The sequence below is a fragment of the Oscillospiraceae bacterium genome (assembly GCA_035353335.1).
Classification (GTDB): Bacteria; Bacillota; Clostridia; order Oscillospirales; family JAKOTC01; genus DAOPZJ01.
In genome coordinates, this window is sequence record DAOPZJ010000020.1 from 16,476 (window position 1) to 42,224 (window position 25,749).

At 51.5% G+C, this 25,749-nt stretch carries 20 protein-coding genes; 9 read left to right on the forward strand and 11 right to left on the reverse strand.

All coding sequences use genetic code 11. The features are described from left to right. Positions 1–79 precede the first annotated feature (79 nt). From PKH29_05865 to PKH29_05875, 3 genes are all read left to right on the forward strand, one after another. Complete coding sequence (locus PKH29_05865; GenBank protein ID HNX14363.1) at positions 80–3,232, forward strand: exodeoxyribonuclease V subunit gamma; 3,153 nt, start codon at positions 80–82, stop codon at positions 3,230–3,232. Then, positions 3,225–6,638 (forward strand): UvrD-helicase domain-containing protein, encoded by a 3,414-nt coding sequence (locus tag PKH29_05870; GenBank protein ID HNX14364.1) that lies wholly within the window; start codon positions 3,225–3,227, stop codon positions 6,636–6,638. Before PKH29_05865 ends, PKH29_05870 begins: the two co-directional genes overlap by 8 nt. A gap of 141 nt (positions 6,639–6,779) precedes the next feature. Further along, positions 6,780–7,712, forward strand: coding sequence for an alpha/beta hydrolase (locus PKH29_05875; GenBank protein HNX14365.1), 933 nt, complete (start codon positions 6,780–6,782; stop codon positions 7,710–7,712). Here PKH29_05875 and PKH29_05880 read toward each other — a convergent pair. Next, positions 7,684–8,127: a SpoVA/SpoVAEb family sporulation membrane protein gene (locus tag PKH29_05880; GenBank protein HNX14366.1), complete on the reverse strand. Its 444-nt coding sequence runs from the start codon at positions 8,125–8,127 to the stop codon at positions 7,684–7,686. The genes PKH29_05875 and PKH29_05880 overlap by 29 nt on opposite strands. A 196-nt stretch (positions 8,128–8,323) precedes the next feature. On the opposite strand from PKH29_05880, the gene gpr reads away from it, so the two are divergent. The 4 genes from gpr to PKH29_05900 all read left to right on the forward strand — a co-directional run bounded on the left by gpr (position 8,324) and on the right by PKH29_05900 (position 12,456). Continuing rightward, on the forward strand, positions 8,324–9,190 hold the full coding sequence (gpr, locus tag PKH29_05885; protein ID HNX14367.1) for a GPR endopeptidase: 867 nt from the start codon (positions 8,324–8,326) through the stop codon (positions 9,188–9,190). Between the two features lie 134 nt (positions 9,191–9,324). Continuing rightward, entirely contained in the window at positions 9,325–10,320 is a 996-nt protein-coding gene (locus PKH29_05890; protein HNX14368.1) for a stage II sporulation protein P, read from the forward strand. Between the two features lie 175 nt (positions 10,321–10,495). Further along, the gene (locus tag PKH29_05895; GenBank protein ID HNX14369.1) at positions 10,496–11,245 is read left to right on the forward strand and encodes a polysaccharide deacetylase family protein; all 750 of its coding nucleotides are present in this window, start codon (positions 10,496–10,498) and stop codon (positions 11,243–11,245) included. Positions 11,246–11,577: 332 nt separating this feature from the next. Next, the gene (locus PKH29_05900) at positions 11,578–12,456 is read left to right on the forward strand and encodes a class B sortase (protein ID HNX14370.1); all 879 of its coding nucleotides are present in this window, start codon (positions 11,578–11,580) and stop codon (positions 12,454–12,456) included. Positions 12,457–12,580: 124 nt separating this feature from the next. Here PKH29_05900 and PKH29_05905 read toward each other — a convergent pair whose 3' ends face one another. The 10 genes from PKH29_05905 to PKH29_05950 all read right to left on the reverse strand — a co-directional run bounded on the left by PKH29_05905 (position 12,581) and on the right by PKH29_05950 (position 24,385). Then, positions 12,581–13,717 (reverse strand): sodium ion-translocating decarboxylase subunit beta, encoded by a 1,137-nt coding sequence (locus PKH29_05905; protein ID HNX14371.1) that lies wholly within the window; start codon positions 13,715–13,717, stop codon positions 12,581–12,583. Positions 13,718–13,741: 24 nt separating this feature from the next. Next, positions 13,742–13,900 carry an OadG family protein gene (locus PKH29_05910; protein HNX14372.1) on the reverse strand — a complete coding sequence of 53 codons (159 nt, stop codon included), beginning with the start codon at positions 13,898–13,900 and terminating at the stop codon, positions 13,742–13,744. A gap of 200 nt (positions 13,901–14,100) precedes the next feature. Continuing rightward, on the reverse strand, positions 14,101–14,676 hold the full coding sequence (locus PKH29_05915) for a hypothetical protein (GenBank protein ID HNX14373.1): 576 nt from the start codon (positions 14,674–14,676) through the stop codon (positions 14,101–14,103). After that, a complete protein-coding gene (gene nadC / locus PKH29_05920) occupies positions 14,673–15,506 on the reverse strand; it encodes a carboxylating nicotinate-nucleotide diphosphorylase (GenBank protein HNX14374.1) in 834 nt (277 codons plus the stop codon). Before nadC ends, PKH29_05915 begins: the two co-directional genes overlap by 4 nt. Positions 15,507–15,589: 83 nt before the next feature. After that, entirely contained in the window at positions 15,590–17,119 is a 1,530-nt protein-coding gene (nadB, locus tag PKH29_05925; GenBank protein ID HNX14375.1) for an L-aspartate oxidase, read from the reverse strand. 31 nt (positions 17,120–17,150) lie between these two features. After that, positions 17,151–18,059 carry a 2-oxo acid dehydrogenase subunit E2 gene (locus PKH29_05930; protein ID HNX14376.1) on the reverse strand — a complete coding sequence of 303 codons (909 nt, stop codon included), beginning with the start codon at positions 18,057–18,059 and terminating at the stop codon, positions 17,151–17,153. Between the two features lie 18 nt (positions 18,060–18,077). Beyond that, the gene (locus PKH29_05935; GenBank protein HNX14377.1) at positions 18,078–19,172 is read right to left on the reverse strand and encodes a phosphotransferase; all 1,095 of its coding nucleotides are present in this window, start codon (positions 19,170–19,172) and stop codon (positions 18,078–18,080) included. A gap of 87 nt (positions 19,173–19,259) precedes the next feature. Continuing rightward, positions 19,260–20,033: a TatD family hydrolase gene (locus PKH29_05940; GenBank protein HNX14378.1), complete on the reverse strand. Its 774-nt coding sequence runs from the start codon at positions 20,031–20,033 to the stop codon at positions 19,260–19,262. Beyond that, a complete protein-coding gene (gene metG, locus PKH29_05945; protein ID HNX14379.1) occupies positions 20,027–21,964 on the reverse strand; it encodes a methionine--tRNA ligase in 1,938 nt (645 codons plus the stop codon). Before metG ends, PKH29_05940 begins: the two co-directional genes overlap by 7 nt. A 21-nt stretch (positions 21,965–21,985) precedes the next feature. Then, entirely contained in the window at positions 21,986–24,385 is a 2,400-nt protein-coding gene (locus tag PKH29_05950) for a glycogen/starch/alpha-glucan phosphorylase (protein ID HNX14380.1), read from the reverse strand. 190 nt (positions 24,386–24,575) lie between these two features. On the opposite strand from PKH29_05950, the gene PKH29_05955 reads away from it, so the two are divergent. Together PKH29_05955 and PKH29_05960 are read left to right on the forward strand one after the other, a co-directional pair. Further along, positions 24,576–25,394, forward strand: coding sequence for a DNA glycosylase (locus tag PKH29_05955; GenBank protein ID HNX14381.1), 819 nt, complete (start codon positions 24,576–24,578; stop codon positions 25,392–25,394). Between the two features lie 124 nt (positions 25,395–25,518). Then, positions 25,519–25,749 (forward strand): AraC family transcriptional regulator (locus PKH29_05960; GenBank protein HNX14382.1); only part of this gene is annotated, 231 nt, incomplete at its 3' end.

Below are 25,749 nucleotides of genomic sequence, written 5' to 3' on the forward strand. Positions count from 1 at the left end.
CCCCTCCCGCCTCATGCCTCCCTTGAAACGCACTCCGGAAATGTGGTAAAATGGAATCAGCAATTATGGAGGATAGGGAATGCTCAAATTCATCGTCGGCCCCGCGATGTCGGGCAAGACATGGGAAATACAAAAACAAGCTGCCGAACGCGCCAAACAGGGCGAAAAGGTGCTGTTTATCGTGCCCGAGCAGTTCGTCTTCTCCAGCGAACAGATGCTGTTAAAAGCGGGCGGGGAAGGGTTTATGCGCACCGCCGAGGTAACGTCGCTTTCTAAATTGGCGCACAAACTCGGTGCCGACGGCTGCAAAATGGCCGACGCCGCCGCCAAGCAGGCGCTGATGTCGCTTGCGGTTTCGCAGGTCTCGGACGAGTTGACGATCTATAAAAAGCAATCTGCCCGCGCTGATTTTATCTCGATGGCGCTCGCTTCAATTCACCGCTTGAAACGCGCCGGGCTCGACGAAACCAAACTGCACGACTTGTTTTTACGCGCCAAAAGCCCCTTTTTAAAACAAAAACTCTCCGATCTCGCGCTGCTCTCGGGCGCATATAACGCCGTGATGGGCGATAAATACTTCGACCCCGACGACGATATGAAGCGGCTGGCGCAGATTCTCGAGACCGATAATCCTTATAAAAACGCTTACATATTCTTTGACGCTTTCAAAGACTTCACCGGCGTGGAGTACGATGTTTTGCGCCCCTTAATCCGAGACGCAAAAGCGGCGATATATACCTTTGCCTCCGACCGGGAGAGCTTTTTAAAATGCGACGGCTGCGTACTTTTTTCCACTGTCGACCGCACCGCCTTAAAGCTCATCGAGCTCTCCGGCGAACCCTCCTATGAGATCCAATATCTTGACAATACCCATTTTGGCAATCAATTTCTTCCCGCTCTGGAACGAGCTTTCCGCACCGGGGGAACCGTTGATGTCCCTTACGACGGCAGCTTCACTGTCCGATGCTGCTCCGGCCCGGTCGAGGAAGCCGACCTTGTCGCCCGAGAACTCGAAAACCGCGTCAGAAGCGGCAAAATCCGCTATTGCGACGCGGTGATCATCGCCCGCGACTGCAAACCGCTGCAGGGGATTCTTGACCGCGCGCTTGCCAAATACAACATCCCGTTTTTTTGGGACAACCGCAAGCCGCTCTCAGCCTCGCCGATCTTCCGTTTTCTGCGCAGCGCGCTCGAAGTTGCCTGCGGAGATGGCGCAAAGCTGCTCGGTTGTCTCAAATCCGGCTTTTTCGACCTCGACCCGCAAGCCGTCTGCAAACTTGAAAACTACGCCACGGAAAACGGCAAGCGGACGCTCTCGGAATTTCGCAGCCCCTGGCCCGACCCCGAAATTGATCGAATCCGCGCCTCCGCCATGAAACGGCTTGATGCGCTCGCTGTCGGCATTGAAAAGGCAGACGCGCTCGGTTTTGCCGCGGCGATCTATGAATTTTTACAAAACAGCGGCGTGCGCAAACGCTTTGACGAGCTCGCCGAACTCGAGAAAATCCCGCGTCTCGAGGCCATCATGACCGATCCCCGGCGCGCTTACAATACCCTGATGACACTGCTCGACAGCTTTGTCGCCGCGCTCTCTCAAAACGAGGCGCTGCCCAAGCTGAGTAAGCGCCGCTATTGCGATATTTTGACGCTGATGGCCGACGCGATGACCATCGGCGAAATCCCCGCGCACATCGACTGCCTGCAAGTCGGCGATGCTGATTTGATCCGCCCGGCATACGCCAAAGCCGTGTTTTTGATCGGCGCAAACAGCGGCGTCTTTCCCGCCGACCCCTCGGAGTTTCAGCCGTTTTCCGCAGCCGAGAGCCGCGAACTCGCCGATCTCGGCGCCGATCTTGCCGACGAACCCGAACGTCAGGTCTCGGATGAAGATTATCTGGTTTACAGCGCGCTGTTTTGCGCCCGCGAGTCGATTTACGTAAGTTATAATTTAACGAACCTCAGCGGCACCGAGCGGCTGCAGCCCTCCCCTTTTGTGCGCCGTCTGCTCGAAATCGCTCCCGAGGCCGCAAAAACCCCGGAGCCCGATTTCGCGGAGCGGGTTTTTAACCCCGAACAAGCCGCTCTGCTATTAACCGAAGCCGACCCCGTTAAACGCGCTTCTCTGGAAGCGGCGCTCCGGCAAGCCGGTTACGGTTCGACGGTCGACGCTATAAAAGTCAGCGCCGAATACGGCAAAAATCAACGCGCTCAAAACGCCTCCGCATTGTTATTCGGTAAAAAAATGCAGCTCTCCCCGTCGCAAGTCGAGAGTTTTTCCAAATGCCGCTTCGCTTATTTTTGCAATTACGGCCTCGGAGCAAGACCCATCCGGCAAAAAAAGCTCGATGCCATCCAGTGGGGTACCGCCGTCCACTATGTAATTCAGCACCTGTTTGAACAATACCCGCAGGGCGTCACCGCTCTGCCCGACGAGATCTTGAAAACCGAGATCGAGCGCCTTTTGGACGAGTCAATGAAACAGCTCCTGCCGCCCGATTTTGCCCCGAACGGCGAGGTAAAATTCTTTCTCAAAAAGCTCAAATCCGGCTTGCTCAATGACGCGCGCCGCATCTCGCAGCACCTTGACAACAGCAAATTTGCCGTCGTCGGCTGCGAAATCGAGATTGGTCCCGATAAAGAGATTCCGCCCTTGGATTATATATACGACGACACAACCGTAAAACTGCACGGCAAAATCGATCGGGTCGACCGCTACGACACTCCCGATGGGAAATCGTATCTGAGCGCGATTGATTATAAGACCGGAACAGTCGATTTCAAGGTGAGTAATCTGACCGAAGGCAGCCAAATACAATTGGCCTATTATCTCAAGGCCCTTTGCGCCGACGGCAGCAAATACAGCGGCTGCATTCCCGCTGCCTTTTTCTACTTTCCCTTAAACGTCAAACAATCCGCCGCTGATTCCGAACAGAAAGCGGACGATACCTCAAACAAATTCATTCCCCTGCAGGGCTTTGCGCGCGACAACGAGGCGCTTGCAGCTCTCGGAGGAACGGAATTTTGCAAGAGCGTTAAAGCCAACGGCATGGATATGGAGAGCGCTTTCGATACAGTTGACGGTTTGGTCATGGGCATGGCACAAAAACTCTCCGACGGCGATTTTGCCGCCGTGCCTTTAGATGCCCGTAAATGCCCTTACTGCGATTATTACCGGCTGTGTTACCGTCAAGAGGGTACCGAAAACGGAGAGGAGGGCGACGACGATGAGTGAGCGGCTTCCGAATCTCGAACAAGATCGTGCCATCGGTTTCGAGGGCGGAAATTTGCTTGTCAGTGCGGCAGCGGGAAGCGGAAAAACCAGCACCCTGACCGCTCGTGTGCTGCGCAAAATTTTAAAAGATGAAAACCCCATCGACATCGACCGGATGCTGATTGTCACCTTCACGCGCGCGGCCGCTGCCCAGATGAAAGATAAAATCGCCTCTGCGCTTTCCAAAGAGAAGACCCCGCGCGCAAGCCGCCAACAGATTTTATTGCCGATTGCGCAGATATGCACCATCGACGCGTTCGGGCTGTGGCTGATCCGGCAGTATGGCTCAGCAATCGGTCTGCCTGTCAACGTCTCGCTTTCACCTGAGGAGCGTGTCAAGCTGCTTGAAGAGGAAGTCCTCAGCGCTTATATTACCGAAAAATTCGACTCCGGCGACACGGATTTTTTGCGTTTCGCCGGTGCGGTCACCGAAAAAGACAGCTCTAAATTGTTTTCAGCCATTCAAGGCCTTTCAAACTTCCTGCAGCCCCTGCCCGATCCCGCTTTTTACTTAAAACAACAGCTTAATAAATATGACAGCACTTTTTATTCCGAGCAAGCGGCTTCTGCCGTCCGCGATATAATAAGTAAAATTATCGAAAAATGTCACAAATTTTTACCTCTGACTGAAAAACATCAAGATTATATTCAGAAAATGGCTGAAACCGCTGAATCTGGGTTAAGTATGAATTATGAGGGTTTACTTAACGTTCAATTCAAAGGCCTTCCCGACAACTCGACAAAACCTTCTAAAAATCCATCAGCAAGATTGTTTTCAGTACTCGGAAGATATAAAGACAGATTTTCATCTGTCAGAAAGAAGTTATTCACAACCCCGCCCGTTCGGCTGACCGACGAGAGCGCTGCTGTCAAAGCGCACCTTTCCACGCTGTTTAATCTGACGCTCGGCTATCTGGTAAAATGCGCCGAAGTCAAAAAAGAGCGTGAGGTTTTCGGTTACGCCGACATTACGCGCTTTTGCGCCGATTTGCTGTTCACCGTCGACGAAAACGGCACTCCGCTTCCCACCGAATTGGCCAAACAGGTCGCCGGGAAATTCGACGAGATCATGATCGACGAGTTTCAAGATATCAATGAACTTCAATTCGCGATTTTTACGGCGATTTCGAGCGGAAACAACCTCTTTATGGTCGGCGATATGAAGCAGTCGATTTATCGTTTTAGAAACGCTTCTCCGCAGGTGTTTCATCGCGTTTCCAAGCGAAGCAAAAACGCCGAAACGGGCGGAACCGATGTTTTAATTCCGCTGACCAAAAACTACCGCTCCGAAAACGCCGTAATCAACGCCGTCAACTTTGTTTTTTCACAGCTCATGCATGAACGCTCCGCCGAAATCGAATACGACCGAGACCAGCATCTTCTCTGCCGTTATGAAAACCACGAAAACATGGGACTGGTTAAATTCTGTCCGGTTCAAGTCGGGGAAGACACCGATAACATCATTGCGGAAGCGGATGTCATTGCCGCCGAAATCCGGAAACTGATGCAGACCGGCGTTCAGACCGCCGACGGATTGTTAAAGCCAAAGCTCTCCGATTTTTGCATTCTCACATCCAAAAACGCCGACTGCGTCCGCATCTCTGACCGCCTGACCCGATACGGATTCGACAACTACTGCATGTCCGAACCCGGCTTTTTCGATCTGCCGGAAGTCAAAGCGCTGCTGCATGTGCTCTGGGCGACCGACAACCCGCTCAACGACCTCGCGCTGCTCTCCGCCGCGCTCTCCCCGGTCTGGCATTTCAGCCCGGACGAACTCGGCACCATCCGTGCCGAATATCGCAATCAACCACTGTTTTCCTCCCTCGAATGCGCATCTCGAAGCGGCAAGCCCTACGCCGAAAAGTGTGCCAAGATGCTTTCCGACCTCGATTTATTGCGCCGATACAGCACGATTCTGCCGCTCGGGGAACTGATTTCCTGCGCGGTCGAGCTGACCGGGTTCGAAGCCACCGCCGCCGCGATGGACAGCACCGCCCATAACAGCGCGAAAAATATCGCGCAGCTCATCCGCTACGCCGCCGATTGGGATGCGCGCGGCGTCGACCTGCCGACGTTTAACGCGCTTGTCGCTAATGCTGTCGCCAACGGTCGTTCTCCGGAGAGTGGCGGCGCAATTCCCGCTGAGGCGATCACAATCAGCACGATTCATAAGAGTAAAGGGCTCGAATTCCCGATCTGCTTTTTGGCCGGAACGAGCGAAAAATTCAATTCGAAAACCAGTACTCCCGGCCTTGCGGTCGATCTCGACGCGGGCATTTCCGCTGTGATTCCGACTTCCGGCGGTGCGGGACGCTATAAGCCCCTTGCTTTTAAAGTGATCAACCGCGCCCATCGGCAAAAAACCCTCGCAGAACAGCTGCGCTTGTTATATGTCGCCATGACACGTGCCAAGGTGGCTTTAATCATCACCGCCGCATACAAAGACCCCGTTGAAGAAATCGGAAAAATCGCACAAAAGGCTGACGGAGCGGATGGCAGCGAAATTTTCGAAAGCGGCGGTTCGTTTGCCGATTGGCTGATTCCCGCTTTGCTGCATCATCCCACCTGTACCGCTTTGCGCCAAGCCGCCGAAATCGATTTTGACAGGATCGATACTTCCGGCACCGTTTTAATCGAATTTACAACACCCGAAAAAACAGAGCAAAAATCGGAGGCCGCAGCCGTCGGGGCTGAACCCGATCCCATTCTCATACAAGCTCTGACCGACCGCTTGAATTATATCTATAAATACGCTCCCCTGACCGTGCTTTCATCCAAATACACGGTCACCGAAATTGCTGAAGGTAAGTACAACACTGAGCTCGCTGTACCCCGGTTTCTTGCGGGAGAGAGCGGCACGAGTTACGGCACCGAGATGCACGCGTTTATGCAGATGTGCGACTTCAAGGTCAAAGATGCTAAAATTGAAGCCGACCGGCTTTATCGGGAGAGAAAGCTCTCTAAGCGCGCTTTGGAAATGCTCAATTTCGACGCCGTCAACAAATTTTTATCATCACCGCTCTGCGCCGAACTTACCGCCGAGGGCGTCTCCGTCGAGCGCGAATTTGACTTTATCTCCACGATTCCGCTTTCCAAGGTCACCCCGATTGCGAGAGATTTTGCAGATCAACCGGTCACTCTTCAGGGCTGCGCCGATCTGATCGGCGTCCGAAGTGACGGCTTAATTCTGGTTGATTATAAGACCGATGCGCTTACCGACGCTGCGCAATTCCTTGCACGCTATAAAACCCAGCTTGACCTCTATGCCGATGCGCTCTCGCGCATCTTTAATCTGCCTGTGCTGAAAAAGTCCATCTGGTCTTTCAAACTCGGAATGGAGATAAATATTCCTTGCGAACTTTAACGCAGGAAGGAGCGTCGCTCTCTGCATCGCGGGCACACACGCAGGCGTGACCCAGCATCAAATTACCCGCCGCAGCGGTACCGCACCTCGTCACTCTTCACGATTCATTTTTACTTAACTTTTTTATAAGGTGGTATTAAAATGCAAAAATCCGAGCTCTCCTACCCGTCCAAAAACGGCGTCGACACCATCCGCGCTTATATCTGCCTGCCTGAAACGAAACCAATCGGCATTGTTCAAATCTCCCACGGAATGTGCGAATACTTTGAGCGGTACGAGTGGTTTTGCGAATTTTTATGTAACAACGGCTTGATCGTGTGCGGTAATGATCACCTCGGCCACGGGAAAAGCGCGAAAACCCCATACGATCTCGGTTATTTCGCCAAAAAGGACGGATGGAAGTTTCTTTCCGAGGATGTTTACACGCTGACCGGGATTGTCAAAAAGCAATACCCGAATCTGCCTTACTTTGTGTTCGGGCACAGCCTGGGCGCGTTTATCGCCCAGGCCTATCTCAATGCTTACGGCGGCGAACTTGACGGTGCGATTATCTGCGGAACCGCTCCGAAAAATCCGATATCCGGCATCGGCAAAATTATCACAAAGGTGTTCGCCTTGTTTAAGGGCGATCATTACCGCAGCGCTTTTGCCAAAAATCTCGCAAATGGCGGCTTTTTAGACCGCTGCCCCGAAAAGCGCACCGAAAACGACTGGCTGACCAAAGATACGGCAGTTGTGGATAAATACTGTGCCGATCCGTTTTGCAATTACACCTTTACGGTCTCGGCTTATTATGACATGGCAAAATTAAACGAGTATATTAATAAACCTAAGGGCGTCGCCAACGTGCCGAAGGATCTCCCGATCTTTATGATTTACGGTGCCGAAGACCCGGTAAGCGCATACGGAAAAGGCCCCGCAGGTTTCGCGGCGCTTTTGGAAAAAGCCGGCTGCACGCGGATCTCGATCAAATCATACGACGGCGACCGCCATGAACTCTTGAACGAACTCGACCGGGAGCAGGTCGCCCGCGACATCTTCGACTTCATACAAGGCCGAATATCAGAGCGATGACGCCGTAAGTCACCGAAAACAGTGTCCCGTAGACGATTACAGGCCCCGCGATGTTAAAAATCTTAACGCCGGTTCCGAAAATCAATCCCTCGCTCTTGAATTCCATCGCAGCACTGACCACCGAGTTTGCAAATCCCGTAATCGGTACAAGGGTCCCGGCTCCCGCAATATTACCGATCTTGTCAAACACATTCAACGCCGTCAGCAAAGCGGCTAAAAAGATTAAAAACACCGAAGCGACCGCCGATGCGCTCTTTTTATCCATGCCGTTCGCCATTGCGAAATCAAACGCCCCCTGCCCGAGGCAGCAAATAAATCCGCCGATTAAAAAGGCAAAAAAACAGTTTTTAATGAGATTGGTTTTAGGCGCGTTGTCTTTGACCAGTTTATCATAGGACTGCGGCGTGTGCTTCATCAAAATATCCTCTCTTATAAATAAATTTTAACCTGAACGGTTGAGCGTTCGGGCTTTCTTTTATATTTTATCTTTTTACTTCCCATAAATTCATTTTAATAGTTTCATCAGAGCGTTATGCCTGTACGACGTTATTCAAACTGCATAAATCTTTTCCCTGCGTGAACAATACCCGAAATGAAAGCGGGGGATTATTTTGAAAAACATCGACCTTGCCGTCGAGTGCAGCGAAGTTCGCGGCGTGCCTGAAGGCGTTCAAGTAAAAAAGGAGGACGGTGAAGGATGCCGGATCAACGTGATTTCGGTCACAACCGAGGATGCGGCACAAAAACTCGGTAAGCCCATCGGCAAATATGTGACGATTGAATTCGACGAAGAACCCGGCGACAACGAATCGCTGCTCGCTTTATCCAAAGAAGTTGCAAACCAGCTCTCGTCGATGCTGCCGAAAGATGGCGATATCTTATTCTGCGGACTCGGCAATCGCAATATCACACCCGACGCGCTCGGGCCGATCGCCGCAGAGAAGGTGCTTGCCACCAGGCATCTTCCGAAAGATATCCCCGAACTCAAAGGCCTGCGGCCGGTCAGCGTTTTTTCGGCGGGTGTGCTTTCTCAAACCGGTATCGAGACAGCGGAACTGCTCAGCGGCGTCGTCAGTAAGACGAAACCCGCCGCGGTCGTTACGTCGGATGCATTGGCCGCCCGGCGGCTTTCGCGGCTGTCGCGCACCGTCCAGATCAGTGATACCGGCATCGCGCCCGGCAGCGGCGTCGGCAATACCCGCACCGCCATCGATGAAAAAACTTTGGGCTGCCCGGTGATCTCCATCGGCGTGCCGTTGGTCGTCGACGGCGCGACACTGGCCTGCGATCTGTTCGGAATCGATGAAGAAAAACGCGAGGATACCCGTAAGCAATTGCCCGAATCGGCGGAACGGATGATGGTGACCTCACAGGAGATTGACAAGACCGTTGATGCGGTCGGTCGGTTGATCGCGCTTGCGTTTAATTTAGCGGTACAACCCTCCATGGACCCCGAAACCTTGTTGGAAATGTCCTGATTTTTTAAACCTTACCTCTTCACTCTTCACTACCTCTTCACTGATATTCATATCCCTGCTTGTCCGCGCATATCCCTTTTATTACGGGAGGGACGAATATGCATGTTCGAAATACGAAAGGATTATTGAAATTTTTGTCCGTAGTCATCGCGCTTGCCGTCATTGTCGCGGCGCGAAATCCACTCTGGGATTTCTCGAAGAAATTGGCTGTTGCCGCAGCCCGGCTGCAGGTACCGGCTGCTCCTGAAACCGTGGAAACCGCATTGACCGAGCCGTCGGAGGAATCCGAATTTTCTGATATCTCCGTACTCTCCGAGGTTTCGGAGCTCGGGGATGACGGCCTTGATCCGATCGAGGAGACGCTGATGGGACTGACCGGCTCTGACGTCGAATGCGATGGCGTGACTTTATCCAATCTCACCGACGGGCGCACGATCAACCTCGGTACCTATTTGGCACAGAAGCCGGTCATCGATGTGGTAAAAAACGGCAGGCCTCAGATTTTAATCATTCACACTCATACGACCGAGGGCTATCTTCAGGAGGAGAGCGGGGCCTGCTCCTCCGACTATACGGGCCGTGAACTTGATCAGGATAAAAATATCGTCGCGGTCGGAACCGTGATCGCCGACGCGCTCAGCGAGGCCGGTATCAACACAATCCATATCACAGACATCTTTGATGATCCGGAATTTAACGGGGCTTATGACCGTTCTGCTGAAGCCGTCAAAAAAATGCTGAAAAAATACTCTTCAATCGAGATGGTCATCGATGTCCACCGCGACAGCCTGTCAAATGCTGACGGTACGCGCGTCAAGCCGACAGCGGAGATCGACGGCAAAAAAGCAGCGCAGGTGATGATTGTCGCCGGCTGCAACGAGGACGGAGCGCTCGAATTTTTGAATTGGCAATATAATCTGCGGCTCGATGTCCGTCTGCAGCAAGCAATGAACGAACTTTATCCCGGCCTTGCGCGCCCGATTTATTTCGTCGCGAGACGCTATAATATGCATCTGACTAAAAACTCAATGCTCGTCGAGTTCGGAACCGAAGTCAACACGCTCGGTGAAGCGTTGTATTCAGGGCGGCTTTTTGCAAATTCTCTTTTGAAAACCTTGGACGATTTATAAAAATTATTACACCATGTTTCTATTTATTTGACATCTTCATTTGTCCTCGCTGCGGAGATAATAAATTCGTTCTGTCATGCAGCAACGAATTGATTGACAGTGTGAATTAATTTAAGTTTCGAATTTATAAATTCGTCTTTAAAATTAATATTAAGCCGTGAGGTGAAAATGATTGATGTTTAAAAAACTGATTTTAAGTATATTCCTGATTTCTGTCCTTCCGGCTCAGGGCCTTTCGAGCCAGGGACTCAGTTGGTACCCGAACAGGATCAAAGGCGTTCCGATTCCGTCCGTAATGCCCGAAGCGAGCGCTTTTTTCAATAAATACAATGCCGTCTTTATGGGCAATTCAACTGAAAAAAAGATATACCTGACCTTCGACTCGGGATACGAAAATGGCTGTACGGCCATAATTTTGTCGACACTCAAGCAAAAAGGCGTCAAGGCTGCCTTCTTCCTGGATGGCAACTACCTGCGCCGGAATCCCGGGCTGGTCAGAGAGATGGCTGCGGACGGACACCTGATCTGCAATCATACGCTCAAACACCCGGATATGGCCAAATTCACTGATTTTGAGTTATACAAGATGCAGCTGCTCGAATGGGAGGCGCTTGCCCAGCAGGTCGGGGTCAAAACCTCACCGATTTACCGTCCGCCATCGGGCCGCTTCTCCGAACTGACCCTCTCCTTTGACAAAGAACTCGGATATAAAACGGTGTTTTGGAGCGCTGCTTATGCCGACTGGGACCCCGCCAAGCAAATTCCGGAGCAGAAGGCCCTTACGATCATAAAAGAGCGTACCCACAACGGCGCGATTGTGCTTCTTCATTCGGTCTCAGCAACCAATGCCGCAATTCTGGGTGCCTATATCGATTGGCTTGTCTCGGAAGGCTATTCTTTCGGCTCACTCAACGAGTTTCTGTAAAAATGCAAGGATGCACCCATATGCGTTTGTATGTTCTGACATCATGGTGCAGGCCGCCTCATTAAGATCTTTAACCCAAAAACAAACCGCCGAGTGTTTTCACACGCGGCGGTTTGCAAATGGCTAAAATACCAATAACATCCTGCTATTTCTTAATCTTTTCTGCTTTTCAGTTGAAAAACTTCACTATTCCGTTACACAAAAAACCTCATAAAAAATATTGCCAACAGCGAAAAATTATGGTACACTTTTCACTAAGCTCGCTATTGGAGGTTTCTATGACATCTGAGGTGAAGTGTCGATTCTCACGGGATTTTTTTGCAAAAGCTGCCATGCTTGCAGTGCTGGCCGCTGCGTTCGCGCTGTTCGGCTGCGGTGAAAAGACCCTGCCGGCAAGCATCCCGACCGAGTTGCCGAAAATGGCTCCCATCGACACCCTGACGAATCTTGACCTCGACCCCGCTTACTGTGCGCCTCAAACCGAAGCGCTGGCTCTGACCGAACAGCTGACCGCCAAGGCAAAGTCCCTCCAGCTCGAACCGACTCCGACCAAAGTGGTTAAGGCGTCTTCTTCGGGTTCTTCCGGCTCCTCATCCAGGCCAGGCATTTCCACGCTGAAAGGCATGACGCTCGACCAAATCTATAAAATCAACAAAGACATCTACGGCAAAGTCCGGGTTCCGGGTGCGGGAATCTATGAGCTGGTCGTTTTGACGAAAAACGAATTGGATTATTACCGCTATAATTTTTATAAAGTCTATGACCGCTACGGCACGATTTTTGCCGACAATCAGACCCACCGCGACTCCCTTGACCGCAACACTGTGCTGTACGGCCACAATCGAGGAATGTATTCGCAAAACTACAAGATGTTCGGAACGCTGACCTATTTCCGCAGCAAGAGTTTCACCAAAGACAATCCCTATATCTATCTCGAGACCTTCCACGGCAATTATAAGTTCCAGATCTTTTCGGTGCAGCTGCGCGAGGACTATATCCCCGCTGACCGTTATATCGAAAACTATATGCGCACCGACTTCGGCACCGATGAGCAGATGGCCGAATACCTCAACGTCATGAAGTCAAAATCGATGTTTGATACGGGAGTGAGTGTCTCCGGTTCCGATTACATCATCACGCTCGTCACCTGTGTCTATGATTTTGAAGGCGCTAAGCTCGTCGTCATGGGCAAACTGATCGGAAAGTATTGATTATAAAAGCCGAAAGGGCAGTGCGCAGTTAAAAATAAAAATATAGTGACATAAACGCGGGGGCATAAAACAGCCACCCGCGTTTTTAATGTTATTGCCTTGTATAAAAAAGTCTTCTCTGTTTTCACGAACCGAACAAGGACAGTAAAACACCGGCAGCGACCGCCGAGCCGATGACACCGGCTACGTTCGGGCCGATGGCATGCATTAGAAGCCAGTTTGCCGGATTTGCCTTTTGCCCTTCGATATGAGAAACCCGTGCCGCCATCGGAACCGCAGAAACACCTGCCGATCCGATCAGAGGATTGACCTTGCCTTTGGAAAGCCAGCACATCAGTTTTCCTAGTAATAAGCCGCCGACGGTGCTGAAGATGAATGCTAGCAGCCCCAACCCGATGATCTTCAATGTCTCGGGGCGCAGGAAAGTCTCTGCTTTTGCTGTTGCTCCGACCGTAACGCCGAGGAAAATTGTAACGATATTAATCAAGGCGTTCTGTGCCGTATCCGATAACCGCCCCACGACTCCGGATTCCTTGAACAGGTTACCGAGCATCAGCATTCCGATCAACGGCGCGACCGAGGGGAGAAGCAGTACACATAAAACGGTGACAATGATCGGGAAACAAATTTTTTCTGTTTTGGAAACCGGCCGGAGCTGCGTCATAACGACTTCGCGTTCTTTTTTTGTCGTCAGCGCACGCATAAGCGGCGGTTGAATCAACGGAATCAGCGCCATATAGGAATATGCGGCGATCGCAATCGCGGGAAGCAGTTCCGGTGCCAATTTGGTCGTCAGATAAATAGCGGTCGGACCGTCAGCGCCGCCGATGATCGCAATGGATGCCGCATCGCCCGGTTTGAAGCCCAACGCCGCCGCGAGTACAAAGGCGACGGCAATGCCGAACTGAGCGCCCGCACCCATAAATATACTGCTCGGCCGGGCGATCAGCGGGCCGAAATCCGTCATCGCCCCGATTCCGAGGAAGATTAACGACGGGTAGATCCCCAATTTAACGCCCTGGTACAAATAATACAAAAGCCCTCCCGTCTGGCTATCCGTCGCCTCACCCATCAGACCGGCCAGCGGCAGATTGGCAAGCAGCATTCCGAAAGCAATCGGAAGCAGCAAAAGCGGTTCGAACTTTTTGACGACGGCAAGATAAATCAATATAAAAGAGACAGCAATCATAATGAGATGCCCCCAACTCAGGGCAGCGAAACCCGAACTCTCCCACAGATCCCTCAAAGCATCAACAAACATAATAACCTCCCCGTAATTTTTTGACTATTTATTCTCGGGCGCCGCAGAATCTTTATTCTTGGTCCCGCCGATTTTCGACATCACCAGCGAAAACAGTTTAATGCAGACATAAAGGCCTAAAAGGACCGCGAAAACCACCGCCATCAAAAACAACGCGTCACCGATACTCTCGAATACAGACATACAAAACCTCCTTAAAAAATAAAATAGGGCAGCGACTTCAAAGCGAAGCCCCACCCTAAGCTACAGATCTTGAAAACAGCACCGCCAACGATGGCTGTCCAACCGGAAAGACCTATTCAATTATGCCCAATTTTACTGCGTTTTAAAATCAATATCAATCCTTTTTAATTAAATTATAATGGACTTATCTTTAATCTTTTTTATAACCCGACCGTCTCAATAAATTCACGGATCACTCTGTTTCTGTCTTTCGACATCTCATAATACGGCAGACCGTACTTTCTGCACTGTCCCCGTAATAAACAGCTCTGCTCGACCATATCGGCACAACCCATTCTCAACTCATCTTCGGGTTTATTATATGTATATTCCTCCGGCGTATCGTATTTTTTCAACAGAGCATACCGTTCTTCGGACGTGACATCCGCCGTGATGAAATAGAAAATATCACAAAAAGCCGGGTCGATATATTTTACAAAATCCTCAGGCAATAACTGATAAACGTCGATCACAAGCCCACGTTCGTATTTTTCATATTCTTCGCTTGCAAACATGGCATTGATGAAAGGCGCGATTTTGCCGCTGATGGTATATAACTTATCAATAGAAGATCGATTGGCATAGGTGTCAATTCCGAGCTGCGGAAAACAACGCTCAAACCCCGCGTTGACCGCATCAAAACAGAGATGCTGGTAGCCGTATTTTTGGGCGAGCAGATGCGCGGCGGTAGTCTTTCCGGCGCGCGGCACTCCCGCAATAATGATATTCTTTTTCAAAACCGAAGGGAAATATCCATTGCTTTGACTGTGTGGGTCAGCGCCCCCATCGATATCAAATCCACACCGGTCGCCGCAACTTGAGAAAGGTCCTTCTCATCCATATTGCCGCTGGCTTCGGTCAGCGCTTTTCCGTCGACAATGCGCACCGCGTCGGCCATCTGCTGCAAATCCATGTTGTCGAGCATGATGATGTCGGCCTTGACCGCGAGCGCCTCGCGTAACATCTCTTCGTTTTCGACTTCAACCTCAATCTTCAGCGTGTGCGGAGCGTTCGCCCGTGCGGCGTTTACCGCAGACGCAATACTCCCTGCCGCTTTGATGTGATTATCCTTAATTAAAACACCGTCGGCAAGATTGAAACGGTGGTTGCTTCCTCCGCCGACCTTGACCGCGTATTTTTCAAACACCCGAAGACCCGGTGTGGTCTTGCGCGTATCAACGATTTTCGCTTTGGTTCCCGCGACTTTGGCAACACACCCGGCGGTGTAGGTTGCGATGCCCGACAGATGCTGTAAAAAGTTCAACGATACCCGCTCGGCGGACAGCAGCGAAGCTGCGAACCCGCTGACAATCGCAATGATATCGCCCTTTTTCACTTTGTCCCCGTCACAGATGTTCGGCGTAAAAGTGGTACGGCTGTCAACGGCAGCAAACACAGCCCGAACCACATCGAGTCCGCAGATTACACCGTCCTGCTTGGCAATAAAGCTGCCGCTCGCAGTCATGTCTTCGGGTATCGTGGCGCGTGTGGTGATATCTCCGGTGCCGATATCTTCGGCGAGTGCCGCCCGAACACTTGCTTCAACGATATTCCTGTCGAGTTTCATGGTGTTGACTCCTTTCGCGTCGTCCGCCACATAATTACATCTGTAGAGCGGACATAGGCATCCCACTCTACATTATTTTATAATCAATTATCTGTCCGATAATGCGCCCCGATGCTTTCTTTGCGCGAAATCGCCGCAGTTAAAATCGCCTCGGCGACCGTCAGCATGTTCACCGTCTCGGTACCCCTGACGGATGAGAGATCATAACCGGCCAACTGCTCCCGAATTGTGACGACAAGCCCGAGCGCTTCTCCCATATCTTTGCCGTTGCGTAAGATGCCGCATTTCTTGGTCATCGCCACACGGATCTGGCTGCGCAGTGTGTGCAGATCGAGATCGCACGGGGTAAGATTTTGCGGTTCGGGCAGAATCGGTTGATGCTGCGGCCGGCTGTTCTTGCTGATGTGCAATGCGCATCGTCTGCCGAATACAATACATTCCAGAAGCGAATTCGAAGCCAGCCGGTTAGCGCCGTGCACGCCGGTGCAGGAGGCCTCGCCGACGCTGTAAAGCCCCGGCGTATTGGTCGCGCCGTCAAGGTCGGTCTTTACTCCACCCATGAAATAATGCTGCACCGGGATGACCGGAATCCAGTTGACCGCGATGTCGATGTCATAGTCCATGCATTCAGCGTAAATGGTCGGAAAACGCTTCTGCAAAAATTCGCGGCTCTTTGAAGTGATATCGAGATAGACATTCGGAAGATCGTATTTTTGCATCTGCATAATGATTGCCCGTGAGACCACGTCACGCGGGGCGAGATCCGCCATCGGATGAACGTCTTTCATAAACGCCTCCCAGCGGCGGTTGCGCAGCACAGCGCCCTCACCGCGCAGCGCTTCGGAGATCAGAAAATACCGGCCGCCTGCACCCGGGTGAATCAGCGCGGTCGGGTGAAACTGGACAAACTCCATGTTATCCACTTTTGCCCCGGCCCGAATGGCTGCCGCAATCCCGTCGCCGGTGGCGGCGATGGCATTGGTGCTGTTGCGGTAGATCCTGCCGATTCCGCCCGATGCAATCACGGCGTTCGGCGTTTTGATGAGGATATTCTCTCCGTCTTTTTCGATCAGTATTCCCGCGACCCCGCCGTCCGTTCCTTCGACGATGTCGATGAGCATGGCGCGGTCTAAAATCGTAATATTGCTCCGCTCATGAACACGGGCAAGCAGCGTATCGGTCATATGCTTGCCGGTAGCGTCGCCGCCGCAGTGTAAAATACGGTTGCAGCAATGCGCGCCTTCGCGGGTGATCGAAAGTTTGCCCTGTGCGTCCTTGTCGAACGGCACGCCGAGGTCGGCCAGCCGAACCATGTTTTCGGGTCCCTCGGACACGAGCGTCATCACGGCTTTTTCATCACAGATGCCCGCCCCGGCGACCAGCGTGTCATGCACGTGATTTTCGACGCTGTCTTCTTTCAGCGTGACTGAGGCGATGCCGCCCTGGGCGTGAATGGAGTTTGACTCCTCCTCGCCGAATTTATTCAAAATAACAACCCGCAGCTTCTCGTCTATGTTCAATGCGCAGTAAAGTCCCGCGACGCCCATTCCGATGATTGCGACGTCGAATTCCAATGTCGTCCCGGGTGTTTTTTTACAATACAGATACTTCATTGATTTTCCACTTCTTCCGGTTTTCGCTTGATTATTTTATTCTCGGGCTCTCGATCTCGTCGTCATACTTGACTTCATGCGGCGGGCGGAGCAGTTGTTCGGGTTTGAGCAGCAGCTTTCTGAAATAGCGCATCGAGACCGCGTAATAATGACCGTCACAGATGCGTTCATCGGTGACTATGCGCAGCCGCAAGGTTTTATCAACCGTTTCATTTCCTTCGTCGTCTCGGACGTTTTCGCGCTTTTTCTTACCCATCGCCACAAAAAGCGAAGCGGTTCCGAATTCATAAAGATGATGATAGACCGAATCGATTCCGAGTGATCCGATGTTTGTCAGCCAAGCTGAGGTGTGCCATGGACTTGCCTCTTCAAGGGCTTTGGGCAGCATTCCGTGTCTGTCGAATCTGTACATCAGATTGACAAAAGGCCGCTTGACCCAAGAGGGGATATTACCCAATATCTTGGCCGTTTTGTCCGTCTCGTTTTCAGCGTCGGTCGGTTTTGAGGCCTCTACCTCTGCCTCACATTTGCGCACAATGTCTGCAATGATATCTTCCGGTTCGAATTCCGGCTTTATCACTGTTTCGCCGCCCTTGTCCGAAAGACCTCGTTTGATGGCAATTGAAATCTTGATACTGTTGTGGGCATAGAGTTTGTTATGAACGATAAATCGATTTAGATATGGGCGCTGTGAGATCTGACGCACCATCGCGGCAATTAAAATATACATGATTGAGATACCGGGGATGTCCTGGGCATGCGTTTTGATAAACGCCTCCATCCCGGCAAGAGGAATCTCATCTTCAAACAGGACTTGAGAATCTATCCTTGTGCGAAGTATATACGGCACAAGGTCCATGACCGGATCAGCCGGTTTGACCCGCCAGCCGTCACGGCGGTCCCGCCTGCGTTTTTTAAACTGTTTTTGCAAATTTCCCATTATAATCGTCCCTCAAATCTACATGTATTTTCGAATGATTTTTTCCATATTTGAAAACTTTTTCTCAATATCTTTTGCTAAAGCAATTTGGCAGCGGGTACGCACGAGGTTGTGTTCGGGGTAGTTGAGCTTAAAATAAGGGTCGCCCGACAGATAATCGGTGCAGAACCGGATTGCCAGTTCTACTGTCATCATCAGCGCGCCGGTCGGGAGCGACATCAATTCAGCTTCGTTGAAACTCTCCCGTAAAACACCGACATAGCCCTTTGCAAACGCCTCGTAATATTCAAGCGAAAGGGAGGTCTTGGAGGTATCCGGCTCATCCTCAAGCGAGGTGTTGGCCGCGAACCGAATCGCGTCGCCGAAATCGTAGGCCGAAAGTCCCGGCATGACAGTATCCAGATCAATGATCGCGGCCGGCATTTGGGTAGTAATGTCGATTAAAACATTATTGTATTTCGTGTCGTTATGTGTCACGCGAACCGGCAAAGTCCCGTTTTTACGCATATCGGTCAGCTTGCGGCAAAACTGTTTCTGTGACTTAATATAATCTATTTCCGTTTTAATATTTATATCCTTTGCGCGTCCGGCACGATCGGCATCTAAAGCCGCCTCGAACGCCTCATAACGCTTTTGCGTATCGTGAAAATTCGGAATCGTCTCGACGAGCGCAGCCATGTCATAGTCTGCAAGCATCTCCGCAAAATTCCCGAAGGCTGCGCCGGCGGACGTCAAAAGCCCGGTATTCGGCACGCTGTCATAAGTCACGGCATTACCGATGTAATCATACATGCGCCATACGCTTCCGTCCGAAAGGGTATGGCAGAGTTTCCCTCTGCCGTCGCTGTAAAAGTTCAAAACCTGTCTGCGGCAGTCCAGCCCTTTTTCCCTGCATTTTTCGCGCAGATGCGCGGTCACGCCTGCGATGTTTTTCATCATGCCGTCAGGGTCTCGGAAGACGTATGTATTGACCCGCTGGATGATATATTCTTTTCCGTCCGAAAACTTCACGAGATTGGTCTGATTAATGTTGCCTGTCTTGATGAGGGAGTGGCTGACCGGCTCGCCCGTGACTCCGAAAGCGCGGGCGGCCTCGAGAATCTGTGTTTGCATTTACAGAAATCTGCCTTTCGTTATATAAGTGATGTATTGAATGTTTGCTCGGTTTGGAGATTGCGGCTCATTCGATATGAATCCACCTCAATTTATTTTGAAAAGGGTCTTTGCGTTTTGAGCGGTAATCTGAACGATTACTTCAGGGGTAATTCCTTTGATCTGCGCCAGTTTTTCGGCGACGAGCGGTAAAAGCGACGAGTCGTTGCGTTTACCTCGAAAAGGGGCAGGAGCCATATAGGGGCAGTCGGTCTCGAGCAGTATCCTGTCAAGCGGACAGAGCGCGGCGGACTCGACGGCGCGGCGGGCGTTTTTAAAAGTCACGACCCCGCCGAAACCGAGGTAAAACCCTTTTTTCAGAAAAATCTTCGCGATCTCGGGCGACTCCGAAAAGCAGTGCAGCACCGCCGCTCCTTTATATGCGCCTAACGTCTCAACCATGTCTGCGGTCGCGTCCCGGCTGTGAATTACAGCTGCTTTCCCGAGTTTTTGCGCCAGTTCGAGCTGCCGGTTAAATAACTCCTTTTGCTTTGCTTTATCAAATCCGGGGTAGTGGTAATCGAGCCCGATCTCTCCGATTGCTGCGCATTTTTCATCAGAAGCCAGTTTTTTAATCTCCGTAAGGTCATTCTCTCCGACTTCATTGGCGTGTTCGGGATGAATACCCGCCGCAAAGTGAAACTGCGGATATTTGTGCGCCAGTTCCTTTGAATTTCGACTGGTTTCGACCCGCTCGCCGCAATTCAATACCCATTTTACACCCGATGTAAAGATTTTTTGAAGGACTTCTTCTCTGTCGCGGTCAAACGCGCCGTCGTCATAATGCGTATGGGTATCGAAAATACCGTCTAAATTTAACACAGCTTTGCGCCCGCAGGGATGCCGTCGTCGAGCATCAAAAGGTTCAACACACCGTCCTTTTCGGCTGACAGCAGCATGCCGTTCGACTCTTTTCCCATCATCTTGCGCGGCGGCAGATTGGTGCAGGCCACCACGGTTTTACCAATGAGTTTCTCCGGCTGATAATATTTCGCAATGCCCGAAAGAATCTGTCTCGGAACTCCCGAGCCATCGTCGAGCTTGAACTGCAATAATTTATCGGATTTTTCGACCTTTTCGCAGGCGATCACCTTGCACACGGTCATCTCGACTCTATGAAATTCGTCAATCGTCACCTGCGGTGTCTCGGGTTCTTGTTTTATCGCGGGTTTTTGGGTCTTCTCGGCCACTCTTTCTGCCAGCGTCTTCTCGTCAAAGCGCGCAAATAACGGGGCCGCCGGTTTGGTCAAAACGCCCGCTTTCAGTCCGCCGAAGGTCTCGACGCTCTCCAAGGTATCGGCACAGCCACCGAGCTGTTCAATCATATTCTTGCTTGCATCGGGGATAAACGGCGCATATAAAACAGCAATAATTCGGATGCACTCCATCAGATTATAGAGCACCGCGCCGAGCCGCGCTTTGTCGGCCTCGTTTTTGGCGAGCGTCCAGGGTGCGGTCTCGTCGATGTATTTGTTGCTTCTGCGGGCAAGTTCCATCACGGCAGACGCTGCGTCTGCGATGCGCATCTCATCCATCAGTTTGCGGTACTCAGAAACGGATTTTGCTGCAGCCGCTTTCAAATCGGAGTCGGGGCCTTCTTCGCTTGCAGGGGCAGGTACGATTCCGTCAAAATATTTCCCTGCCATCGCGACCGTGCGGCTGACCAGGTTTCCGAGCGTGTTGGCCAGATCGGAATTATAACGCGAAGCAATGTTCTCCCAGGTAACGTTACCGTCGTTTGCATATGGCATCTCAGCCAGCACATAATAGCGTGCTCCATCGGTGCCGAACAGGTCGGCGACATCGTCGGTATAGATCACATTCCCAACCGATTTGCTCATCTTATCGCCTGCCGTCAGCAGCCACGGATGCCCGTATACCTGCTTAGGCAGCGGCAGCCCGAGCGCCATCAAAAAAATCGGCCAGTAGAGCGTGTGAAAGCGCAGAATGTCTTTGCCGATGATATGCACATCGGCAGGCCAGTATTTTTCAAAAAGTTCGCCGGTATTGCCATCGGGATTATATCCAAGTCCCGTGATGTAGTTGGACAGCGCGTCAACCCAGACATAAACCACATGCTTCGGGTCAAAATCGACCCCAACGCCCCATTTAAACGAGGTACGGGTGACGCACAGATCTTTCAGGCCCGGTTTTAAGAAGTTGTTGATCATCTCTTTTTTACGCGCTTCCGGGACGATGAAATCGGAGTTTTCTTCGATATGTTTCATCAGCCGGTCGGCGTATTTACCCATGCGGAAAAAGTAGGACTGCTCCTTGACGCGCTGCAGGGGTCGTCCGCAATCAGGGCAGACGATGCTTCCGTCCGCGATTTTCTGTACCTGACTCTCGGTATAAAATGCTTCATCCGGCTCGCAGTACCAGCCCTCGTATTCGGAAAGATAGAGATCATCCTGCCCGTAAAACTTGTTGAAAATCTTCTGCACGGCGGCCTCGTGATCGGGATCGGTGGTACGGATAAACCGGTCATAGGTAATCCCCATTCGATTCCACAGTGTTTTAATATCGCCGGAGATCTTATTGACATATTCTTTCGGCGAGACAACGGCCGCCTTGGCGCAGTCCTCGACCTTCTGCCCGTGTTCATCGGTACCGGTCAAAAAATAGACATCATAACCGCAGGCGCGTTTATAGCGCGCGACGGCGTCAGCCATGATCGCCTCATAGACATTGCCGATATGCGGCATTTTCGAGGCATACATGATGGATGTCGTAATATAATAAGGCTTTTTCATCCTTGATGGCTCCTCATCGTTTTATTTGATCGGTTTCGCGCCCCAGATGTCCGCCGCGTACCGTTCAATCGAGCGGTCGGACGAGAAGCGCCCGGCTTTTGCGATGTTCATGATTGACATCTGCATAAAGCGCATTCGGTCGTCATAGATCGTGCGCATTCGGGCCTGAGCGTCCTTATAGGAGGCGAAATCGGCCAAGACCATATACGGGTCATGGTTGACGAGGTTGTCATAGAGATTTGCAAACGTGCAGTCGCAGACGCCCTTCTTCAAAATATCTGTCAGCGTTTTTAAATCCGGATTGTTTTTAACAAGGTCCGCAGGTTTATAATCGGCCTTTTTCGCTGCCGCTTCTTCGGCGTTCATGCCGAAGATGAGGATATTTTCCGCGCCGACAGCCGAATAAATTTCCACATTCGCGCCGTCCATCGTGCCGAGCGTCACCGCGCCGTTCAGCATCAGCTTCATGTTGCCGGTGCCGCTCGCCTCGGTTCCGGCGAGTGAAATCTGTTCGCTGACGTCAGCAGCGGGCATCAGGGCTTCCGCCATTGTCACGCGGTAGTCCTCCAAGAAAACCACTCGCAGCTTGTCGCGCACTGCCGGGTCGAGCTCGCATAACCGCGAGATTGCCGATATCAAACAGATGATCTCCTTAGCCGTCTGGTAACCCGGCGCGGCTTTTGCGCCGAACAAAAAGGTCTGCGGAATCACATCCTCGTCGGGATGTTCCTTGATCCAAATATAGCGCGATAAAATATGCAGCGCGTTCATATGCTGACGCTTATATTCATGCAGCCGTTTGACCTGAACGTCGAAAATCGAGTCGGGGTTTAAAGGGCGCAGCCCGCTCTTGGCCACAAGATTAGAGAATTCCAGTTTGTTGGCGCGTTTGATGTCATAAAGCCGGTTCAAAACGCTCTCATCGCGCGCATACGGAGTCAAATCGGTCAGCCGGTGCGCGTCGGTTTTAAATCCGTCGCCGATCAGTTCCGAAACTAACCCTGTCAGACGCGGATTGGCCTGGCAAAGCCAGCGCCGGTAGGCAATGCCGTTCGTGACGTTTTTGAACTGCTCGGGATGATCTTGATAAAAATCATTAAACAGATGGTCGCGCAGAATTTGGGTGTGCAGTTTCGAAACGCCGTTGACGCTGTGGCAGACCGCGCAGCAGAGATTCGCCATGCGCACCTGCCCATAGCTGATGATCGCCATGCGCGAGACCCGGTCGAAATCCGGTTTCTCAGCCCAGAGCTTTGCGCAGTAACGCCGGTTGATCTCGGTGACGATCTGATACATCCTCGGCAACCTCTGACGGAACAGATCCTCGGGCCAGGTCTCGAGCGCTTCGCCCATCACGGTGTGGTTGGTGTAGGCGATCGTGCGCTCGGTGATGCTCATCGCGGTGTCCCAGCCGTAGCCGCAGTCGTCCATCAAAATTCGCATGAGTTCGGGAATCGCGAGCGCCGGATGGGTATCGTTGATGTGAATCGCGGCCTTTTCGGGCAGCGCATCGACCGGATGACCCTCCGAAATATGCTTTTTGATAATATCCTGCAATGAAGCCGACACGAGGAAATATTGCTGCCTCAGCCTCAAACTCTTGCCCTCGGGCAAATTATCAGACGGATACAATACTTTTGAAATGACTTCCGCCATTCCGCTTTGCTGCATCGCAGACATAAAATCTCCGTTGTTAAAGGCCTTCATGTCAAAGCCTTTGGCAACCGCGCTCCAAAGCCGGAGCACCGCGACCCCCTTGCCGCCGTTTCCGACCATCATCAGGTCATGCGGAACCGCGAGCACCGAATTATATCCGGTGTAATTTTGATGGCGGTAGCCCTGTTCGTCCCAATAGTCGTTTACGCTGCCGTCAAAACGTACCTCAACCTGTTCGTCGGGGCGCGGGGTCAGCCAGACCTCGCCGCCGGGCAGCCAGTCGTCGGGCAGTTCGGTCTGCCATCCGTCGACCAGCTTTTGGCGGAAAATCCCGTATTCATATAAAATCGAATAGCCGGTCGCGGCATAACCAAGCGACGCCATCGAGTCCATAAAGCAGGCAGCAAGGCGCCCCAATCCGCCGTTTCCGAGCCCTGCGTCAGGTTCGCATTCATAGATCGCGGAGAGTTTTACACCCATGTCGGAGAGCGCTGTATCAAATACCTCGGTCAGCCCGAGGTTGTACAGCGAATTTTTAAGCGACCGCCCGAGCAAAAATTCCATACACAGGTAATTGATCCGTTTGACGCCCTGTTTGCTGCATTTTTCGTTGAACTCGGCACGGTTTTGAGCTATAATGTCATTGAGATAAGCAGCTGCGGCGCGGTAGTACTGGTCGTCGGACGCGGTTTTGGGGTTGACACCGTATTCCGTATCGAGCCGTCTTTTGATCTCATTGATTACTTCATTTTTGGTCGGTTTCATAAAATATACGCTCGTTTCCCGGCTTTCAGAGGACTTCAAGCCGTTTGGAGTCGGAGAAATCAATCTTCCGTTAATAGGTTATGCGTTCGTCATACATACCGATAACAAGTTTGAACAGATGATGTTATATCCGCTCATCCAACATTATATAACAAGACCCGTAAAATTTCAACAAAAGGAGCTCTGAAACATGATTTCCCCTGCTCCCAGCAATTTAAAAATAAAGATAAACTGCTTTTCACTTGCTCATACCCTTGGCTGCGGTCAGTGTTTTCGTTTTGACCCCGTGGGCGGCGATTCCGATCATTGGCGCGGTATCGCAAACGGACGGGTGCTTGAAGTGTCTCAAAACGGGGACGAACTGACATTTTTTAATATGAGCAAAACCGAATACGAAACCGTCTGGACGGATTATTTTGATTTGAACACCGATTACTTCGCAATCCATACCGCGCTCTGTTCCGATCAGACGCTCAAAACCGCCTGCGATTTTTGCGGGGGGATTCATATCATGAAACAAGACCCCTGGGAGGCGCTCTGCTCTTTTATTTTCTCCCAAAACAACAACATTCCGCGCATCAAAGGCCTTGTCTCGCGGCTGTGCGAACATTTCGGAGACCCCATCGACGGCGGTTTTGATTTTCCGAGCCCCAAAAGACTCGCTGAGCTTTCCCCCGAAGACCTCGCTCCCGTGCGCTGCGGATTCAGGGATAAATACATACTCGATGCCGCGAAAAAATTCGCTTCCGGCGAAATCAACCCAGCAAAAATCGCTTGTCTCTCTCTTAAAGAAGCACGCAACGAACTCATGGCCATCAACGGCGTCGGCCCGAAAGTAGCAGACTGCGCATTGTTGTTCGGCTTTTATAAACTCACGGCGTTCCCGACCGACGTCTGGGTCAAACGCGCGATGGCAGACCTCTTTTCCGACGGCTTACCTTCCTGCGCCCACCCCTATGCCGGCATTGCCCAGCAGATTATATTTCATTATTACAGGTCACACGCGTAGGGGCGAATCATATTCGCCCGCTTCACTGATAACGTTTCGGCAGATTTGACATCACACCGCACGAAAAATCAGGAAAAGTAAGCTGAAAACCGATAGAATCACAACATACGGAAGGAGGCTGCGAATGGATTGGATCACGGGAATCCAGCGGGCGCTTGACTATACGGAAGCACATCTGACAGACGATATTGATTATGAAGCGATTGCGAAACAGGCCTACTCGTCTTCGTTTCATTTCCAACGGATGTTTGCGATGCTCTGCGGATACGCGCTCGGCGATTATATTCGTATGCGGCGTCTCACTTTGGCGGCCGAGGAGTTAATTCGGACAAATGACAAAGTGATTGATATTGCT

Coding starts and splice junctions, on each gene's coding strand:
- PKH29_05905 (HNX14371.1), bottom strand. CDS start 13,717: ATGTTTGTTGATGCTTTGAGGGATCTGTGGGAGAGTTCGGGTTTCGCT.
- PKH29_05910 (HNX14372.1), bottom strand. CDS start 13,900: ATGTCTGTATTCGAGAGTATCGGTGACGCGTTGTTTTTGATGGCGGTG.
- PKH29_05865 (HNX14363.1), top strand. CDS start 80: ATGCTCAAATTCATCGTCGGCCCCGCGATGTCGGGCAAGACATGGGAA.
- PKH29_05955 (HNX14381.1), top strand. CDS start 24,576: ATGATTTCCCCTGCTCCCAGCAATTTAAAAATAAAGATAAACTGCTTT.
- metG (HNX14379.1), bottom strand. CDS start 21,964: ATGAAAAAGCCTTATTATATTACGACATCCATCATGTATGCCTCGAAA.
- PKH29_05930 (HNX14376.1), bottom strand. CDS start 18,059: ATGGGAAATTTGCAAAAACAGTTTAAAAAACGCAGGCGGGACCGCCGT.
- PKH29_05900 (HNX14370.1), top strand. CDS start 11,578: ATGCTTGCAGTGCTGGCCGCTGCGTTCGCGCTGTTCGGCTGCGGTGAA.
- PKH29_05895 (HNX14369.1), top strand. CDS start 10,496: ATGTTTAAAAAACTGATTTTAAGTATATTCCTGATTTCTGTCCTTCCG.
- PKH29_05870 (HNX14364.1), top strand. CDS start 3,225: ATGAGTGAGCGGCTTCCGAATCTCGAACAAGATCGTGCCATCGGTTTC.
- PKH29_05950 (HNX14380.1), bottom strand. CDS start 24,385: ATGAAACCGACCAAAAATGAAGTAATCAATGAGATCAAAAGACGGCTC.
- PKH29_05880 (HNX14366.1), bottom strand. CDS start 8,127: ATGAAGCACACGCCGCAGTCCTATGATAAACTGGTCAAAGACAACGCG.
- nadB (HNX14375.1), bottom strand. CDS start 17,119: ATGAAGTATCTGTATTGTAAAAAAACACCCGGGACGACATTGGAATTC.
- nadC (HNX14374.1), bottom strand. CDS start 15,506: ATGAAACTCGACAGGAATATCGTTGAAGCAAGTGTTCGGGCGGCACTC.
- PKH29_05935 (HNX14377.1), bottom strand. CDS start 19,172: ATGCAAACACAGATTCTCGAGGCCGCCCGCGCTTTCGGAGTCACGGGC.
- PKH29_05875 (HNX14365.1), top strand. CDS start 6,780: ATGCAAAAATCCGAGCTCTCCTACCCGTCCAAAAACGGCGTCGACACC.